Origin of the sequence: Streptomyces sp. NPDC006259 (genome assembly GCF_042870975.1) — a bacterium.
Classification (GTDB): domain Bacteria; phylum Actinomycetota; class Actinomycetes; order Streptomycetales; family Streptomycetaceae; genus Streptomyces.
In genome coordinates this window covers 1,021,383-1,038,244 of sequence record NZ_JBIAHY010000003.1, presented here as the reverse complement: position 1 = coordinate 1,038,244, position 16,862 = coordinate 1,021,383, and the positions used below count along the sequence as shown (strand labels likewise).

At 74.2% G+C, this 16,862-nt stretch carries 15 protein-coding genes and 1 pseudogene; 7 read left to right on the top strand and 9 right to left on the bottom strand.

The features are described 5' to 3' along the window. Window positions 1–158: 158 nt before the first annotated feature. Window positions 159–275: pseudogene (locus tag ACFYO5_RS15910) on the bottom strand (ABC transporter ATP-binding protein); the annotation flags it as partial. Window positions 276–538: 263 nt separating this feature from the next. On the opposite strand from ACFYO5_RS15910, the gene ACFYO5_RS15905 reads away from it, so the two are divergent. Both ACFYO5_RS15905 and ACFYO5_RS15900 read left to right on the top strand, forming a co-directional pair. After that, entirely contained in the window at window positions 539–742 is a 204-nt protein-coding gene (locus ACFYO5_RS15905; protein WP_388708966.1) for a hypothetical protein, read from the top strand. A gap of 109 nt (window positions 743–851) precedes the next feature. After that, window positions 852–1,739: a Gfo/Idh/MocA family protein gene (locus ACFYO5_RS15900; protein WP_388708963.1), complete on the top strand. Its 888-nt coding sequence runs from the start codon at window positions 852–854 to the stop codon at window positions 1,737–1,739. A 22-nt stretch (window positions 1,740–1,761) separates the two neighbouring features. Here the strand turns inward: ACFYO5_RS15900 and ACFYO5_RS15895 are convergent, their stop codons facing one another. Further along, window positions 1,762–2,040 carry a GlsB/YeaQ/YmgE family stress response membrane protein gene (locus tag ACFYO5_RS15895; RefSeq protein WP_356566072.1) on the bottom strand — a complete coding sequence of 93 codons (279 nt, stop codon included), beginning with the start codon at window positions 2,038–2,040 and terminating at the stop codon, window positions 1,762–1,764. A gap of 590 nt (window positions 2,041–2,630) precedes the next feature. On the opposite strand from ACFYO5_RS15895, the gene ACFYO5_RS15890 reads away from it, so the two are divergent. Beyond that, window positions 2,631–2,837, top strand: a complete 207-nt coding sequence (locus ACFYO5_RS15890; protein WP_356565732.1) for a hypothetical protein — start codon at window positions 2,631–2,633, stop codon at window positions 2,835–2,837. Between the two features lie 92 nt (window positions 2,838–2,929). Then, on the top strand, window positions 2,930–4,333 hold the full coding sequence (gene sthA, locus ACFYO5_RS15885; protein ID WP_388708961.1) for a Si-specific NAD(P)(+) transhydrogenase: 1,404 nt from the start codon (window positions 2,930–2,932) through the stop codon (window positions 4,331–4,333). A gap of 66 nt (window positions 4,334–4,399) precedes the next feature. On the opposite strand, the gene ACFYO5_RS15880 is transcribed toward sthA, so the two are convergent. Continuing rightward, complete coding sequence (locus ACFYO5_RS15880) at window positions 4,400–4,873, bottom strand: DUF5709 domain-containing protein (protein ID WP_388708958.1); 474 nt, start codon at window positions 4,871–4,873, stop codon at window positions 4,400–4,402. A gap of 332 nt (window positions 4,874–5,205) precedes the next feature. Here ACFYO5_RS15880 and ACFYO5_RS15875 point away from each other — a divergent pair, with 332 nt between their 5' ends. Further along, window positions 5,206–6,675, top strand: coding sequence for an APC family permease (locus ACFYO5_RS15875; protein WP_388708955.1), 1,470 nt, complete (start codon window positions 5,206–5,208; stop codon window positions 6,673–6,675). 11 nt (window positions 6,676–6,686) lie between these two features. Next, a complete protein-coding gene (locus ACFYO5_RS15870) occupies window positions 6,687–7,646 on the top strand; it encodes a hypothetical protein (RefSeq protein ID WP_388708952.1) in 960 nt (319 codons plus the stop codon). Window positions 7,647–7,706: 60 nt separating this feature from the next. Here the strand turns inward: ACFYO5_RS15870 and ACFYO5_RS15865 are convergent, their stop codons facing one another. From ACFYO5_RS15865 to ACFYO5_RS15845, 5 genes are all read right to left on the bottom strand, one after another. Further along, a complete protein-coding gene (locus ACFYO5_RS15865; RefSeq protein WP_388708949.1) occupies window positions 7,707–8,651 on the bottom strand; it encodes a lysylphosphatidylglycerol synthase domain-containing protein in 945 nt (314 codons plus the stop codon). Further along, window positions 8,648–10,141, bottom strand: coding sequence for a hypothetical protein (locus ACFYO5_RS15860; RefSeq protein ID WP_388709267.1), 1,494 nt, complete (start codon window positions 10,139–10,141; stop codon window positions 8,648–8,650). Before ACFYO5_RS15860 ends, ACFYO5_RS15865 begins: the two co-directional genes overlap by 4 nt. Before the next feature lie 328 nt (window positions 10,142–10,469). Further along, window positions 10,470–12,815, bottom strand: coding sequence for a glycoside hydrolase family 65 protein (locus tag ACFYO5_RS15855; protein ID WP_388708947.1), 2,346 nt, complete (start codon window positions 12,813–12,815; stop codon window positions 10,470–10,472). Beyond that, window positions 12,812–13,555, bottom strand: a complete 744-nt coding sequence (locus ACFYO5_RS15850) for a beta-phosphoglucomutase family hydrolase (RefSeq protein ID WP_388708945.1) — start codon at window positions 13,553–13,555, stop codon at window positions 12,812–12,814. Before ACFYO5_RS15850 ends, ACFYO5_RS15855 begins: the two co-directional genes overlap by 4 nt. A 66-nt stretch (window positions 13,556–13,621) precedes the next feature. Next, window positions 13,622–14,017: a nuclear transport factor 2 family protein gene (locus ACFYO5_RS15845; RefSeq protein ID WP_388708942.1), complete on the bottom strand. Its 396-nt coding sequence runs from the start codon at window positions 14,015–14,017 to the stop codon at window positions 13,622–13,624. A gap of 68 nt (window positions 14,018–14,085) precedes the next feature. Here ACFYO5_RS15845 and ACFYO5_RS15840 point away from each other — a divergent pair, with 68 nt between their 5' ends. Next, complete coding sequence (locus tag ACFYO5_RS15840) at window positions 14,086–14,796, top strand: nucleoside/nucleotide kinase family protein (protein WP_356565751.1); 711 nt, start codon at window positions 14,086–14,088, stop codon at window positions 14,794–14,796. Between the two features lie 239 nt (window positions 14,797–15,035). On the opposite strand, the gene ACFYO5_RS15835 is transcribed toward ACFYO5_RS15840, so the two are convergent. Beyond that, a complete protein-coding gene (locus ACFYO5_RS15835; protein ID WP_388708939.1) occupies window positions 15,036–16,862 on the bottom strand; it encodes a hypothetical protein in 1,827 nt (608 codons plus the stop codon).

The following is a 16,862-nucleotide window of genomic DNA, read 5'->3' as shown; positions in this document are numbered from 1 at the left end:
ACCCCCGGGGACCGGCAATGTCACCGGCCTCGTGCGCTGGCCCAGCACGCGGCACACCCGGTGGTGCGCGGACGCGGGGCACCGGCCTCACGTGGTGGCCCAGCACGCGGCACACGTGGTGGTGCGCGGACGCGCGCGGGTGCCTGCCCCTTCCCCGCGCTCCGGCGCGGCGGCCGCCGGCCCGCGTACGTCACCAGCAGGTCGTCGGCCATGTTGGAGATGACGCCGAGGTCGTTCGTGATGAAGACGATCGCGGAGCCGTACTCCTGCTGGATCGGCGCGGGTGCGCGGCCGCTCCGGGCGGCGGCGTGCGGTGACCCGCGCGGCCGGCTCGGCGGAGCGCATGCCCACCCCGCTGCGGTGTCCACCGTGCGGGCGGCCCCGGCCGTGGGGGAGGTGTCGCGGGGCAGGGGGGGCCGGCCCCAGCGGACGGCCGCCGGACGGTTTCACGGCACCTTCACGTCGCTGACGGCGTTTCGACGCATCAACGGCGTTGTCCGGTTCACCCGGGCCGGGTCGCCGGACGAGGAGAGACGCCGTGCTGTGGATCGCCGTACTGCTGCTTCCGATGTTGTCCGTCCTGCTGGCGGTCATGGACCGCGTGGAGGACCGTCTGCTCGCCCCGGCCCGGGTCAGGCGCCGGCATGCCGCGCGCAGGAGGCATCTGCGCCTGGTCCCGGACGTCTCCGGGAGCCCGGAGCCGGTCGTCGACGAGATCGCCGCCGGGCCCAGGGCCGCCTGACAGGCCGGGCCACCGGGGCCCCTGGCGCCGTCCGTGTGCGAGGCTCGCACACGGACGGCGCCTCGCTCGGCGTCCACGTCACCCGATCGGCAGCAGGAGAGTGAGCGGCATGCGTATCGGTCTGCTCGGTACCGGACCCTGGGCGCGGATGGTCCACGCGCCCGTGCTGGACGCACACGAGGGACTCGACTTCGTCGGGGTGTGGGGCAGGCGCCCCGCCGCCGCGAAGGAACTGGCGGACCTGCACGGCACCCGCGCCTTCGACGACGTGGACGAACTGCTCGCCGGCGTCGAGGCGGTGGCGGTGGCGCTACCGCCGGACGTGCAGGCGGACCTCGCGGTCCGGGCCGCCGGAGCCGGTCGTCATCTCCTGCTCGACAAGCCCCTCGCCGCGACGGTGGCGGGAGCGCGCGACGTCGTGCGCGCCGTGGCGGAGGCGCGGGTCGCGTCGGTGGTCTTCTTCACCACCCGCTTCCTGCCCGAGCCCGAGGCGTGGATCGCCGAACAGGCGGCGGAGGGCGGCTGGTTCACCGGCCAGGCACAGTGGCTCGGCTCGGTCTTCACGGGCGGGGACCATCCGTTCGCCACGCCGTGGCGGCGGGAGAAGGGGGCCCTGTGGGACGTCGGCCCGCACGCGCTGTCCGTGCTGCTGCCGGTCCTCGGCGACGTCCGCCGGGTGGCCGCCGCGGCTCCGGGGCCCGGCGACACGGTGCACCTGGTCCTGGACCATTCCGGCGGCGCCTCCAGCACACTGACGCTCAGTCTGACGGCCCCGTCGGCCGCGTCCGGTTCCGGCGTGGAGCTGCGGGGCGAGGCCGGGGTGGTGCGTCTCCCGGAGAGTGCCGCGAGCGCCGCGGACGCGCTCGTCCGGGCCGCGGACGCGCTGTGCGCCGCGGCCCGTGACAGGCGTCCGCATCCGTGCGATGCGGCGTTCGGCCTGCGGGTCACCGAGATCCTCGCCGAGGCCGAGGGCCTACTGGCCTCCGACGCCGGCTGAGGTCACCGTGTCCGGTGACCGGTCAGGCGTGCCGGTGCGTGCGCTTGTTGCCGGTGACGGCCCGGTAGAGCACCAGCAGGATGAGCGAGCCGACGATCGCGGCCACCCAGGTGGACAGGTCGAAGAAGCCGTCGATCGAGTCCACCCCGAAGATCACCTTGCCGAGCCAGCCGCCGAGCAGACCGCCGACGACTCCGATCAGCATGGTGACGATGATGCCGCCCGGGTCCTTCCCGGGCAGCAGCAGCTTCGCAATGGCACCGGCGAGCAGGCCTATCAGAATCCAGGCGATGATGCCCACGGTTTCTCCCATCTCCGTCGGAAAGCGTGTACGTCTTCCGAATGCACGGCGATGGGACATGCAAACCTCCCAACAACGCCTCAGCTGTCCTCCAGGGGCTCGCAGCCCCACGGACCAGCCCCGTCGCCCCGGATGTGCGGCGGGAACCCGGCCATCAGTTGTCCGGCGCGTGCGGGGATCGGCCTGTCCGGCGCGTGCGGGGAAACGACGGGAGAACACGCCTGCCGACACGGGAGAATCCCGCCTGCCGATCCCGGCGCCGGAGGTGTCCGCTCGCGCACGATCCGGTCCGGGTTCCCTTCGGGCAGGACGGGTCCACGCTTTCCTCGCCACTCCCCCGTCCCGTCGCGACCGGGGCTCGGCACGGATTCCGCTGGGCGGACTCCGGAAGGGACGAGGCCCCCGGGAGGGGCGGGTGGGGCGAGGTTACGTCCCGGCGTGGGTCGGTACTCCGGTACCGGGGAGTGTCCGGTCCCGGTGGCGCGTCCAGGGCCCCGGGATGCAGGGTTCGCTCCCGCGATGAATGGTGTTAGTGGGCCCCATGACCGCACCGGGGCCGCAGCAGCCCTCCGGACCGAGGAGCCGTGACCATGTCGACCACAGAGCCCGATCCCTCCCTGTCGCCCGCCGAGCGCACCACCCCGGACAATCTGCTCCACACCCGCACCGGCACCGAGGTGTCCCCCGAGGACATGGTGCTGGCCGCCGGCCGGGACCTCACCCCGCGCAACCTGGAGTGGGCGCGGCGCAAGCTGGAGGCGGAAGGCCCGGACAGCATCGAGAAGATGCTTCCCTGACCTGGCGGACCCGGTGAACCGGTTGCCGGCCGGTGACGGACGTCGCCGGTTCACCCTTTCGTAGGGGGCCTCCGGGCTGCCAGACTCCGGAGGTGCCCGACTTCGACATGCTCGTCCTCGGATCCGGCCCCGGCGGCCAGAAGGCCGCCATCGCCGCGGCCAAGCTGGGCCGCCGCGTGGCCGTGGTCGACCGCCCCGACATGCTGGGCGGCGTCTCCCTCCACACCGGCACCATCCCCTCCAAGACCCTGCGCGAGGCCGTGCTCTACCTCACCGGCCTCACCCAGCGCGACCTCTACGGGCAGAGCTACCGCCTGAAGGAGGACATCACCGTCGCCGACCTGACCGCGCGCACCCAGCACGTGGTGAGCCGGGAGACCGACGTCATCCGCAGCCAGTTGTCCCGCAACCACGTCGCCCTGCACTCCGGCACCGGCCGGTTCGTCGACGAGCACACGATCGCCCTGCGGGAGGCGGGCGGCCAGGAACGGCTGCTGAGCGCCGAGCACGTCGTGATCGCCACCGGTACCCGGCCGGCCAGGCCGGAGAGCGTGGAGTTCGACGGCCGGACGATCCTCGACTCCGACAACGTCCTCACCGTCGAGCGGGTTCCGCGGTCCATGGTGATCGTGGGCGCCGGCGTCATCGGCATGGAGTACGCCTGCATGTTCGCCGCCCTGGGCAGCAGGGTCACGGTGGTGGAGCGGCGGGCCGGGATGCTCGACATGTGCGACGTCGAGGTCGTCGAATCGCTCAAGTACCACCTGCGGGACCTGGCGGTCACCTTCCGCTTCGGGGAGACCGTGGCCGCCGTGGAGCGGCACGCGCGGGGCACGCTGACGGTGCTGGAGAGCGGCAAGAAGATCCCCGCGGACGCCGTGATGTACTCCGCGGGCCGACAGGGCCTCACCGAGGAACTGGAGCTGGCGAACGCCGGGTTGGCGGCGGACGCGCGCGGGCGGATCACGGTGGACGAGTACTACCGCACACAGGTGCCGCACATCTACGCCGTCGGTGACGTGATCGGCTTCCCGGCCCTGGCCGCGACGTCGATGGAACAGGGCCGGGCCGCCGCCTACCACGCGTGCGGCGAGCCGGTGGGGCGTACGCACCGGCTCCAGCCGATCGGCATCTACACCATTCCGGAGATCAGCTTCATCGGCCGGACCGAGGACCAGCTCACCGAGGAGCGGGTGCCGTTCGAGGTGGGCATCGCCCGCTACCGGGAGCTGGCCCGCGGGCAGATCATCGGCGACGCGCACGGGATGCTGAAACTCCTGGTGTCCCCGGGGGACCGCACCCTGCTGGGCGTGCACTGCTTCGGGTCCGGGGCGACCGAGCTGATCCACATCGGCCAGTCCGTGATGGGCCTCGGCGGCACCGTCGACTACCTGGTCGACGCGGTCTTCAACTACCCGACGCTCGCCGAGTCCTACAAGGTCGCCGCGCTCGACGCCACCAACAGGCTGCGGCAGTTGGACCGCATCGGGGACTGACTCCCGCGACCTCGGGGCGGGCCGGGCGATCCTCCTCGGGACGAGAGGTCTCCGTGACGAGAGGTCCTAGGGGAGGTCCCCGTCGTCCACCACGTGGACGGCTGCCTCCTCCGCGCCCGCGGCGCCGCCGTCGATGCCGACTTCCTGGGCGATCTCCTCCTTGGTGGCGTCCGGATGCGCGCCCTCGTCGGGAGCGACCAGGCGGCCGGCGCGCCGCTCGCCCGCCTCCGGATCGACCGGTTCGCCCTCGCCGCGCGACAGATCGCCGATGCCGTCCCCGGCGGGCTCGGACACGTCCGGGACCTCCTGCGCCAGTCGCTGGTCGAGGGTCTCCCCCTCGTGCTGTTCGGCCGCGGTGGTGCCGTGCTTGGTGACGCCGAGCGGCTTCTCCGGCGGCGAGTAGCCCTCGTCCAGGATGTCGTCGTAGGTCCGTTCGTCGAGCGCGTCCTGGAGGTCGAGCGGCGAGGCGTCCTCCTGCTCCTCGTTGGTTCCGGTGGGCTGGTAGGCGTCGTCGGCGGTCGTCTCGGGCTCCGTGCCCATGGATACCTCCCGGGGTGCTGTATCGGCTGCGCTGTCCCCGTCCGCGTATCCCGTCGCGCGCGCCCCAACCGTGGCACATGCCAACCGCACGGGCGGATGCGGACGTTGTCCGTCCGCCGGCCCTGAGAGCCCGGACGATGGGGATATCATCACTCGCACACTCGCTGTGACCGTCCCCCGACGCAGAGGTGGGACGGTATCCCCCACGGCTTTCCCGCCCGCGCCGCGAGGCATCCCCACCGGTGTGCGGCGGCGTACCACCCCCCACCCCCCTCTGCGCCGTCGGGCCGTCCCCTGCCCCGGCGGTGTGCACGACGGAAAGCGGCACGACCATGAACGACAACGGCAGAGGGCTCCAGGCGAACGCCCTCGGCACGTTCGACACGGTGGTGATGGCGATCGCGGGAAGCGCACCCGCCTACTCGATCGCCGCCACCACCGCGGTACTGGCCGCAGCGGTGGGCGTGGCGGGTCCGGCGGCGCTCCTGTACTGCGCGATACCCATGCTCGGGATCGCGCTCGCGTTCCGCCATCTCGGCCGGATCGACGTCAACGCGGGGGCCAGCTACTCCTGGGTGGGCCGCACGCTCCACCCCTTCCTCGGCTTCCTCAGCGGCTGGGCCCTGGTCGTGTCGGCGACGCTCTTCATGGTGGCGGGTTCGCTGCCCGCCGGGTCGATGACCCTCGCCCTGTTCGACGAGGGACTCGCCGACGACACGGCGCTGTCCACGGCGGTGGGCGCCGCCTGGTTCCTGCTCATGCTGGGCGTCGTGCTGGGCGGCGCCCGGCTGACCGTGCGGGCGCAACTCTTCATGTCGGGGACGGAGCTGGCGATCCTCGCCCTCTTCACCGTCCTCGCGCTGTTCCACACGGACCACGCCCGCGCCTTCGACTGGTCCTGGCTGGGTCTCGGCCGGTTCGACGGCGTGTCCGGGTTCGCGTCGGGTGCGCTGGTGGCCGCGTTCTACTTCTGGGGCTGGGACGTGACCGGCAACCTCAGCGAGGAGACCCGTGACAGCCGCCGCACGACGGGTCTGGCGGGCCTGATCGGGCTGGCCGTCGTCTTCCTCCTCTTCGAGGTGTTCACCATCGCGGTGAACGTCATCCTCAGCGCCCCCCAGGTGGAGGAGAACGGCGCGAACGTGCTCGCGGTGCTCGGTGAGGAGGTGTGGCCGGGCTGGGGCGGCAGGCTGTTGGTCGTGGCCGTGCTGCTGTCCACCGTGGCCACCCTGGAGACCACCCTCATCCAGGTCACCCGCTCGCTGTTCGCGATGGGCCGCGACCGTACGATGCCGGCCGCGCTGGGCCGGGTGCACGGCACCTGGAACACGCCGTGGGTGGCGGTCGCGGTGGTCGGCGCGGTGGCGCTGGGCATGTTCGTCGCCTCCAACGCGCTCGGCTCGGTGGGCGAGATCCTCTCCGACGCGATCTCGGCGATCGGCCTCCAGATCTCCGTCTACTACGGTCTGGCCGGTCTCGCGGCGGTCGTCGCCTACCGCGGGACCCTGCTGAAGTCGCCGACGGCCTTCCTCTTCGGCGGGGTGTGGCCGCTGGGCGGCGCCCTGTTCATGTTCTGGATCTTCGTGGAGTCACTGGGTGAGCTGAGTACCGCGGCGATCACGATCGGCCTCGGCGGACTCGCGGCGGGCCTGGTGCCGATGCTCCGGTACTGGCGCAAGGGCAGCGACTACTACCGGCCGGCCCGGCTGGACGCCGCGCGGACCGTGCGGGCCGAGTACGTGCCGGGAGCCGCCGTGACCGCGCGCTCCGCCGCCCACGAGGGTCTTCCCACCGACTTCTAGAGGGGGACCCGATGGCGCGAGACCGCTTCGTTCCCGACTTCGACCCCGACTGCGGGGACCGGGCCCTCTCCTCGGCCCGGCAGGACATCGTCATCGGCCGCTGGCAGGGGCCGCGGGACCTCCTGCGGGCCACCGGCCGCGACTGGCCGGCCCGCGGACACCGGATGCGGGCGCTCGCGCGGGCCTGCGCGGGCAGTTCCACGGTGGAGACCTGGCTGGCGGCCGAACCGCACAGCGCCGACGCGCTCGTGCTGCGCGCGGCCACCGAGACCACCCGCGCCTTCCACCTGGCCATCGCGGCGGGCCGGGGAGTGCCGATCGGCCCGCACCGGGTGGACGCCGCGGTGCTGGCCTGCCTCGCCGCGACCGAGGCCTGTCCGGACGATCCGACGCCGTGGACCTCGCTGATCTCGGTGGCGCGGCTGTATCCGTCGGGTGTACGCAGGCGGGAACTGGCCCGCTGGTGGGACGAGTTGTACCGGCGCGACCCGCACAGCATGGAGGGCCACCTCCAGGTGCTGCACTACTACTCGGCGCGCTGGCACGGTACGCACGGTCTGATGTACGACTTCGCCCGGGACGCGGCGGGAGCGGCCCCGGCGGGCTGTGCGCTGCCGGTGCTGGTGCAGTACGCGCGCGTGGAGGAGTACCGCCACGCCCTCGACACGGCGGGCGGCAGCCCCCCGTCGACGGGGCTCGGCCGGCACTGGAACCATGACGGCGCGATCGGTGACGTCCGCCGCACCTGGGAGCGCTGGATCATGGGCCGAACCCGCTCCGAGGTGACCCCCGGCGAGCTGCGCGACGTGAACTACCTGGCGCACGCGGCCTGTCTGGCGGGCGAGGGAGAGGTGGCCGCCCCCCTCCTGCGGATGCTGGGCCGCCGCGCCACCCGCACCCCGTGGTCGTACACGGGCGATCCGGTGCAGCAACTCGTACGCCGTCGCACGCAATGGACACGGCCCGACTGACCGACGGCCCGGCGCACGGAGCCGCCGGCGGCCGGGCGCGTCGTGGATGCGCGGCGCCGGTCACAGGGCTCTGCGGCGCAGTAGGAGTCCGAGGACCAGCAGGCCCGGCAGGAGGGGCAGCCAGACCGTGAGGAGGCGGTAGCCGAGCACGGCGGAGGCGGCCGTCCCGGCCGGTGCTCCGGCCGTGGTCAGGGCGAGCGCGAGAGCGGCGTCGAGCGAGCCGAGGCCGCCCGGGGTGGGCAGCAGGGCGGCGGCGCCGCTCGCGGCGAGATAGAGCAGCGCCACCTGGGGTGCGGGCAGCGGCAGGGCGACGGCCCGGGTGACGGCGATCAGCACGCACGCGTGCAGGGCGGCGAACGCCAGCGAGCCGCCCCACAGGGCCGCGGCCCGGTGGGGAAGGGCATGGACGGCCTTGACGTCGGTCCACGCCGCCGCCAGGGCACTCCGGCAGCGGGGGTGGTACCGGGCGGCCGCCGCCACGGCCGCGCCGACGGCCAGCACCGCGAGGACCGCCCAGCCGCCCCAGCCGGACGGGACGCGCAGCAGCCCCGGACAGGCGGCGGCGAGTACGGCGATGAGGGCGGCGCGCGCGACCGCGCCGGCCGTGGCCTTGACGGCGACGGCGGTCGCCGCGCGACCCGCGGTCAGTCCGCGGCGGACCAGGAAGCGCAGGTTGACGGCGCCCGCGCCCAGCCCGGCGGGCAGCAGGTGGTTGGCGGCGGACGCGGCGAACTGCGCGGCCACCAGCTGTCCCGGAGGCAGCCGGGGGACGACGGCGCCCTGCTGGGCGAGGGCCGCGCACAGCCAGGTCCCGCACGCCGCCACCGCCCCGGCGAGCAGGTGGCGCCGGTCGGCGTCGGCCAGCCGCAGGACGCCGGTGTGCAGCAGGGGCCAGTGCCGGTGGGCCAGCCAGACGGTGGCGGCCAGGACGGCGAGCGTGAGCGCGGTCCGCCAGTGGGCGCCGCCTCCGCGGCCGGCCGCGACGGCGACCCGCTCGGCCGTCACCGCGTCCCGTCCCCGGCCGGTGACGGCGCGAGGTGCAGGTCGAGTCCGGCGGACGGGTGGGTCCGCCAGCCGCGGGCGTACGGCGGCGGTGGGCCGCCCGGCGGGGAGAGGGCGGCGGTCGGGACGCGGCCGGCGGTGCGGACGATGCCTTCCTCGGTGGTGTTGACGTTGTGACCGCGCGGGTTGGCCGAGGCGCAGCCGGTGTAGTAGGCGACCGGGATGGCCTCCGTGCCGGTGAGCAGGCAGGGCGGGCGTATGCCGAGCCGGTGCAGGTCGGCGGCGGTGCGGGTCCAGTCGCGGCGGTCGGCGGCGGTACGGTCCACGGCGCGGTCCAGGACGACGTACTGGACCGCCAGGTGCCCGGCGAGGCCGACCGCGAGCGCCCCGGCGGCGGTCGCGCGCAGGCGGCCGTCCGGGGTGGTGACCAGGTGGTGCAGCGCGTCGGCGACCGGGATGGCGAGCAGGAGGTAGACGGGCAGCAGGAAGCGCGGGGCCGCGTACTCGATCATGAAGAGGTAGGGTGCGGCGGCCGTCGCGGCGCAGGCCAGTGGAAGCAGGGTGGGCGTGGTGCGGCGGGCTCCGACCGCCACCGCGAGACCGGCGGCGGCCAGCACGGGCAGCGCGAACCACCAGGCCATGATCACCGGGTCGGGCGTCGCGCCGGTGCAGGGGCGGCACAGGGTGCGGCCGACCAGGCTGCGCAGCTGGTCGTCGACGGCCATGTGCCAGCCGAGGCCGCCCTGGATGCGCGAGGCCTCGGAGAGCCGTTGACCGAGGCCGCCGTGGCTGAGGTAGGCCTCGATGATCCACTGGCCGCCGCCGGTCGCGAGACCCCCCAGGAGGGGGAGGGCCGGCCGTCCGTCGCGGGTCGCGATCAGCACGAGGAGCAGGGGCAGGGCGGTCCAGACGGCGTCGGTGGGGCGCATCCAGGCCATGAGGGCGGCGCCCGCCGCGACGCCCCACAGCGCCGCCCGGTCACCGCGGTCGGCGCGGGCCCGCAGGAAGCAGCCGACGCAGGCGAGGGCGCCGAACGCGACCCAGAGGTTGGGCATGGCCGCCGGGCCGTAGAACAGCGTCACCCACAGGGAGGCGAAGAGGGCGCCCGCGGCGGCCAGGACGCCGGGTGGGAAGAAGCACCGCCAGACCCGCAGGGCCAGGTGGAGGCCGAGGCCGGACAGCACGGCCAGGTAGACGCGCAGCAGTTCGGTCGAGGTGGACCATGACGTGACCGGCGCGACCAGCAGGGAAACACCGCGGGCGCGGGGCGCGCTGAAGAAGGCGGGCGGGGCCTGGGCGGAGATCTGGCTGACGTACACCGTCTCGTCCCAGCCGAGGCCGAGGCCCGGCCCGACCAGGACCAGTTGCGCGACGGTGAAGGCCGCGGCGACGGCCGCGAGCAGCCAGAAGCCGTCGGCCCGCCAGGACGCGGACCCGGTCGCCGGTGTGCCCCGCCGCGCGCCGACGAGCATGGCGTTCGTGCCGTCGGCCATCGTCCACCCCCTGACTGTCCTGCCGTACATGGAGAAACATGGTCAAACTAACGCGCGGTGGGCGGGCACGCAGGGTGATATACGGCCAGGTGCGCATGCGGAGGGCGGGCGCGCCCGGCCGGCGTCCTCCCGTGCGGGTCAGGGCGGGTCGGGGAACGGGGTGGTCCGGTGCCGTGGCTAGCGGGCCGAGGCGGTGGTCGGAGCGGAGCCCCGGCTGCCGGCGACGCGGCGCGGGCCGGGGCCCCCGCTCGGACCAGGATGAGGCCGCCGTTGGCACGCCCCGCGCACCGGGCCCGCCCCGAACACCGGGCCGACCCGAACGCCGGCCCTACCGGACGTGCGGGCGCCGGTGCGGCGGCTGCCGCGGCTCCGGGCGGGCGGGCGCGGGCGGCACGGGCCGCACCGCGGGACCGTCGCCATTGAGGTGGACCTGCGTCCCGTGGTGGGCGATCGTCAGCGGCGGGCCGGACAGCAGGGTGTACGTGGCCTTCTCGGGGCCGATCTCCACGTGCAGGCGGCGGCCGAGGAACTGGAGGGAGAAGGCGAGGCGGCTGAACGCCTCCGGCAGCCGGGGGGAGAAGTACAGGGTCTGGTCGCCGTCCCGGCGCAGCCCGCCGAACCCCGCGACCAGCGCCATCCAGGTGCCGGCCAGCGAGGCGATGTGCAGTCCGTCACGGGTGTTCTGCTCCAGGTCGGCCAGGTCCATCAGGGCGGCCTCGGCGGTGTAGGCGTAGGCCAGCCGCAGATGGCCCGCCTGGGCGGCGACGACGGCCTGGCAGCAGGCCGAGAGGGAGGAGTCCCGGACGGTGAGCGGCTCGTAGTAGGCGAAGTTGCGGGCGACCTGCTCCTCGTCGAAGAACTCGTTGCAGGTGTACATCGCCAGTACCAGGTCGGCCTGCTTGACGACCTGTTTGCGATAGAGGTCGAAGTAGGGGAAGTTCAGCAGCAGGGGGTACTGGTCGGGGCGTGTGCCCTCGAAGTCCCAGCGCTGGTAGCGGGTGAAGCCGGCGTGCTGTTCGTGGACGCCGAGTTCCTCGTTGTACGGGATGTGGACGGCCGCGGCGGCGTCCCGCCAGGCCGCGGACTCCTCATCGTCGACGCCGAGCCGGGCGCCCTCCTCCGGATGCCGCTGGACGGCTTCGGCGGCGGCCAGGAAGTTCGCCCGCGCCATGAGGTTGGTGTAGACGTTGTCGTCGGCGACCGCGCTGTACTCGTCGGGGCCGGTGACGCCGTCGATGTGGAAGACGCCGTGCGCGTCGTGGTGGCCGAGGGAGCGCCACAGGCGGGCGGTCTCCACCAGCAGCTCGACCCCGGTGTCCCGCTCGAAGGCGGTGTCGCCGGTCGCCGCGACGTACCGGACGACGGCGTCGGCGATGTCCGCGTTGACGTGGAAGGCGGCGGTGCCGGCCGGCCAGTACGCCGACCCCTCCGAGCCCTCGATGGTGCGCCAGGGGAACGCGGCGCCGCTCAGTCCGAGCTGGGCGGCGCGCTCGCGGGCGGCGTCCAGGGTGCTCTGCCGCCAGCGCAGGGCCTCGGCGACGGCGTGGGGCGCGGTGTAGGTGAGGACGGGCAGGACGAAGGTCTCGGTGTCCCAGAAGGCGTGGCCGTCGTAGCCGGAGCCGGTGAGGCCCTTCGCGGGGATGGCACGCCGCTCGGCGCGGGCGCCGGCCTGGAGGACGTGGAACAGGGCGAAGCGGACGGCCTGCTGGATCTCCTCGTCGCCGTCGACCTCCACGTCCGCGCGGGCCCAGAAGTCGTCGAGGTACTCCCGCTGTTCGTCGAGGAGACCCTGCCAGCCGCTGTGGCCGGCCGCCGCGAGGGCCGCCTCCACCTGGTCGCTCATCGCGGGCCGGGAGCGGGCGCCGGACCAGCCGTGCGCGACCAGCTTCTCCACCCGGAGCGTCTCGCCGGGCTCCAGCACGGAGGTGACGGTGAGACGGGCGACGTCCACATTGCTCTCGCTGCTCGTGGTGGTGCGCTCCGGGCCGGTGACGGTGTGGTCGGCGGCCACGGCGACGCGCAGGCCGCTGCGCCGGGTGCGGTGCACGAGCCGCAGCCGCCGGCCGACGGCGACGTCCTCCTCCGGCTCCAGCGGCGACTTCAGCGCCCGCGCGGCGCGCGGGTCGGCGTCCTGGTCGGGCAGGCTCTCGTTGGCGACGAGTTCGGACTGGATGACGACGCGGGAGCGGCTGCCGACGGCCTCCACCTCGTAGGCGACGGCGGCGATGGCGCGCTGGGCGAGGGAGACCAGCCGGGTGGAGCGCACCCGCACCGTGGAGCCGGCCGGCGAGGTCCATTCGCAGGTGCGCTCCAGGACGCCGCGGCGCAGGTCCAGGACGCGTTCGTGGGAGACGAGCCGGCCGTAGCGCAGGTCGAACGGCTCGTCGTCGACCAGCAGCCGCAGCACCTTGCCGTTGGTGACGTTGATGACGGTCTGGCCGGACTCGGGATAGCCGTACCCCGCCTCGGCGTAGGGCAGGGGGTGCAGTTCGTGCACGCCGTTGAGATAGCTGCCGGGCAGGCCGTGGGGTTCGCCCTCGTCGAGGTTGCCGCGCCAGCCGATGTGCCCGTTGGACAGGGCGAACACCGACTCGCTCTGGGCGAGGACGTCGAGGTTGAGGCGCGTCTCGCGCACGCACCAGGGCTCGACGGCGTAGGACCGGTCGGTGATCACTCGTGTTCCCCCAGTTCGGCCAGGTCCTTCACGACGACGTCCGCGCCGTGGGCGTACAGGGCGTCGCTCTGTCCCACCCGGTCAACGCCCACGACGTACCCGAAGTGCCCGGCGCGGCCCGCGTCCATGCCGGCCAGGGCGTCCTCGAAGACGGCGGCCCGGCCCGGTTCGACGCCCAGGTCGCGGGCGGCGGCGAGGAAGGTGTCGGGGCGCGGCTTGCCCGGCAGGCCGCGCTCGGCGGCCACCACGCCGTCGACGCGTACCTCGAAGAGGTCCTCGGCGTCGATGGAGCGCAGCACGTCACGGGTGTTGGCACTGGAGGAGACGACCGCCGTGCGCAGGCCCCGTGCGCGGGCGGCGCGCAGATAGCTCAGGGTGCTCTCGTAGGCCTCGACGCCGTCGGTGCGGATCTTCGCCAGGAGCAGGTCGTTCTTGCGGTTGCCGAGCCCGTGCACCGTCGCCGCGTCCGGTGGGTCGGCGGGGGTGCCCTCGGGCAGGTGGATGCCGCGGGAGGCGAGGAAGGTGCGGACCCCGTCCGCGCGCGGGCGTCCGTCGACGTACTCGTCGTAGTCGTGGGAGGAGTCGAAGGGACGGTAGTCCGCTCCGTCGCGTTCGCGCAGGAACCCGTCGAACGTCTCCTTCCAGGCGGCCGCGTGCACCACCGCCGTCCGGGTGACGACCCCGTCGAGGTCGAAGAGGCAGGCCTGGATGGTGTCCGGGAGACCGAGCGTCGTCGTCATACAGGACCCCTTCCCTTCCGCTGGCCTTCCACCGGGTGGCGCACGCCACATGGCGGCACCTCCTCGTCAGTCGTGCGGGAACGAGTGGTGCTCGTGAGTGATCATCCAGCGGCCGCGCCGCTTGCGCAGGCCGAAGGTGAGCCGCAGCCGCAGGGTGGGCCGCTCGGCCAGTTCCTCGGGCGTGCCGCAGCGCAGCAGGGCGTGCGCGAAGGCGACGTCCGGGCCGGAGGCGACGTCGAGGACGTCGATGTCGAACGACGCGCCCTGCGCCTGCCAGGCGAAGAACGGCGGCCACAGTGCCTGGTAGGCGGCGAGGCCGCGGAGGCCCTCGTGGGGCGGGGTCACGTAGTAGAGCTGGAGGTCCTCGGCGTGGTCGGCGAGGACCGCCTCCAGGTCGCCGCGGTGGACCGCGTCGGCCCAGCGCGTGATCAGCGCGCGGATCCGCCTCTCGTCCTCCGACATCTCCCGTCCTCCTCCTCTCGCCGTCCCGACCGGTCCGGGTTCCCCCCAAGACTGCGACACTCGGCTGTGTGCTCACCTACGACGATCTGCTCCCCCGCGCGCGTTCCCTCGCCCGGCGGGGGCGACGCGCGATCCTCGGCATCGCGGGTGCTCCCGGCGCGGGCAAGACCACGCTCGCGGAGTGCCTGGTGCGGGAGCTGAACGGCACCGGGGAGCCATGGGTGGCGCAGGTGCCGATGGACGGCTTCCACCTCGCCGACGCCGAACTCGACCGGCTGGGCCGCCGCGACCGCAAGGGGGCGCCCGACACGTTCGACGCGGCCGGGTACGCGGCCCTGCTGCGCCGGCTGCGGGAGGAGTCCGACGGGGACGACGTCGTGTACGCGCCGGGCTTCGAGCGGGTCCTGGAGCAGCCGCTGGCGGGCGCCGTCCCGGTGCCGCCCGCCGTCCGCCTCGTGGTGACGGAGGGGAACTACCTGCTGCTGGGCACGGGCGCGTGGGCACGCGTGCGGTCCGAGCTGGACGAGGTGTGGTTCTGCGAGACCGACGAGGACGAACGCGTCCGCCGCCTCGTCGCCCGCCACGAGGAGTTCGGCAAGGCCCACGCGGAGGCGGTCGCCTGGGCCCGGGGCACCGATCAGCGCAACGCCGACCTGGTCGCGGCCTCGCGGGACCGGGCGGATCTGGTGCTGCGGGGGCCCGTGGGGTGGCGGAACGGGCTCGGACATCACCGTGCCGGCACCGGACCGGGCGGAGTCGGAGCGGACGCCGCGGGCTGAGCGGCACGATCCGCTGGACGAGGCGGTCTGCCCCGAGGAGCCGCTGTGGGAAACACGGGCCGGGCCGGCCGGGGCGCCGCCCGGCCGGGCGGAGGGCGCCCCGGTCGGCGGGACCGAGCCGGTCACGGACCCGGCGGTGGCGGACCCGGGGGCGCACCGGTGCCGGCCGCGGGAGGACGACGAAGCCGCCGAGCGTCCTCCGCGGTGTGCCGCGCACGGCGTGGTGACGGTGCGCGCGGTCAGGGCGCGCGCAGGGTCAGCTCCGGTTCTCCGTGGGCGTCGTCGGCGCCGAGGAGGGCCGTGAAGGCGTCCGTGCGGATGACGAGGCCCGTGCCGTCGCGGGCGACGGACACCGTCAGCGGCTCCGGTGAGCCGTAGCGCACGGCGAAGACGTGCAGGTCGTCGGGGCCGTCCGGGACGGGAGCCGCCTCGAGTGCCGTCGAACCGACCAGGTGCCGCCAGCCCTCGTCGGGGTTGCCGTAGCCGCGCGGATCGGCGGCGAGGGCGAAGGCGGCCTGCTCCTGCGTGAGTTCGGCTCGGGCGTCGAAGTACTCCGCGCCCACCGCCTCGGGGTGGGTCAGGCGCAGGGCGCCGGCCGAGGCGACCTCGCCGTGTGCCGTACGCCGCACCCGGTCGCCGTCGTCCTCGGCGTACGGCAGGCCGGCGAGGAGGTACGGCGCGCCGTCGAGGCGTTCGACGGCCACCGTCGTCCACAGCCGGGAGCCGTCACTGACGTACAGGGAGCGGACGTACCTCAGGACGTGGTCGCGGCCGACGACCGGCTTGGTGACCAGCTTGGCCGTCAGGCCGCCGGCGCGGACGTCGCGGACCCGGACCTCGCCCATGGGGCGGCACAGGAGGAAACCGTCGGCGACGGGGCCGAAACCGTGCTGGCGGCCGACGACGGCGGGCAGGTAGTAGGTGCCGCCCGCCTCGATCAGCGAGGGGGTCATCCGGTCGTCGAAGGCCACCGAGACGGTGCCGGCGCGCAGTTGGTGGCGCGCGCTGCCCTCGGCGGGCCGGCGGTGCCAGCGGGTGGTGTCCTGGATCTGCCAGACCAGCATCCACGCGAAGTGACCGTCGACTCCGCCGTCGGCCTTCACCGCGTGCCGGCCCCAGCGGAGGTCGCCCCGGTAGCGGCCGAGGTCGGAGCCGATCCGGTGGCCGAAGTAGCGCAGGCCGAGGACCGACTCGAAGCCGGAGTGCTGCTCGCTGTAGCGGGGTCCGCCGTTGTCGAAGCCGCCGTTGGTCAGCCGGGCGTCGATGTACCGGGCGAGCGCGTCCCCGTCGCGGGCGAAGACCTCCTCGCCGCTGACCCGGTGGGCCTGGGCGAGGAAGGACAGGGAGATCGGGCCGTAGTTGTTGTCGTAGGCGCCGCCGTGCTCGGGGGGCAGGAGGGCGCCGCGGTCGCGCACACGGTGGGCGCGGATCTCCTCCTCGTACAGGCTCATGGCCCGTGCGCGCACCGACTCGGCCTCGGGGCCGTGGAGCTGCCGGGCCAGCATGAGTCCGCCGACGACGCAGCCGATGGCCTGGTTGGCGGCCTCCTGCGGGTTGAAGAAGGTCGCCTCGGTCAGCCAGCGCCAGTAGCCGTGCGCGAGCTGGAGCATCTCGTGGCGGAGTTCGTCGTCGAGCAGGTCGGCCGCCGTCTCGGTCACGTCGACCGTCTGCAGGAGCGCCCAGACCGTGCTCGGCCAGTCCCCGATCGGGTGCGCGCCCGGCGCGAGGGTGTAGCGGGCGTACGGCAGGCCGGAGTCGCGGACGCGCAGGTTCGGGTAGCCGGGGTTGTCCTCGCGGTAGACGCGCTCGCGCAGGTGGAAGCCGACGCTGCGGCGCACGGCCTCCGGCAGGCGCGGGTCCCGGGAGCGCTGCCAGGCCAGGGCCAGCAGGGAGGTGACGCCGAGGGAGGTGTCGCCGATGTCGTCGACGCAGTCGGGGTGTTCCAGGCTGCCTTCGGGCGTCAGCCGGGCCAGGGCCTGCTCGGTGACGTCGGCGAGGACGGCGTCGTAGGCCTCGGGGGTGTCCGCGAGGTCGTGCAGGGGGCCGCGCTGGTGCGGGAGGTACAC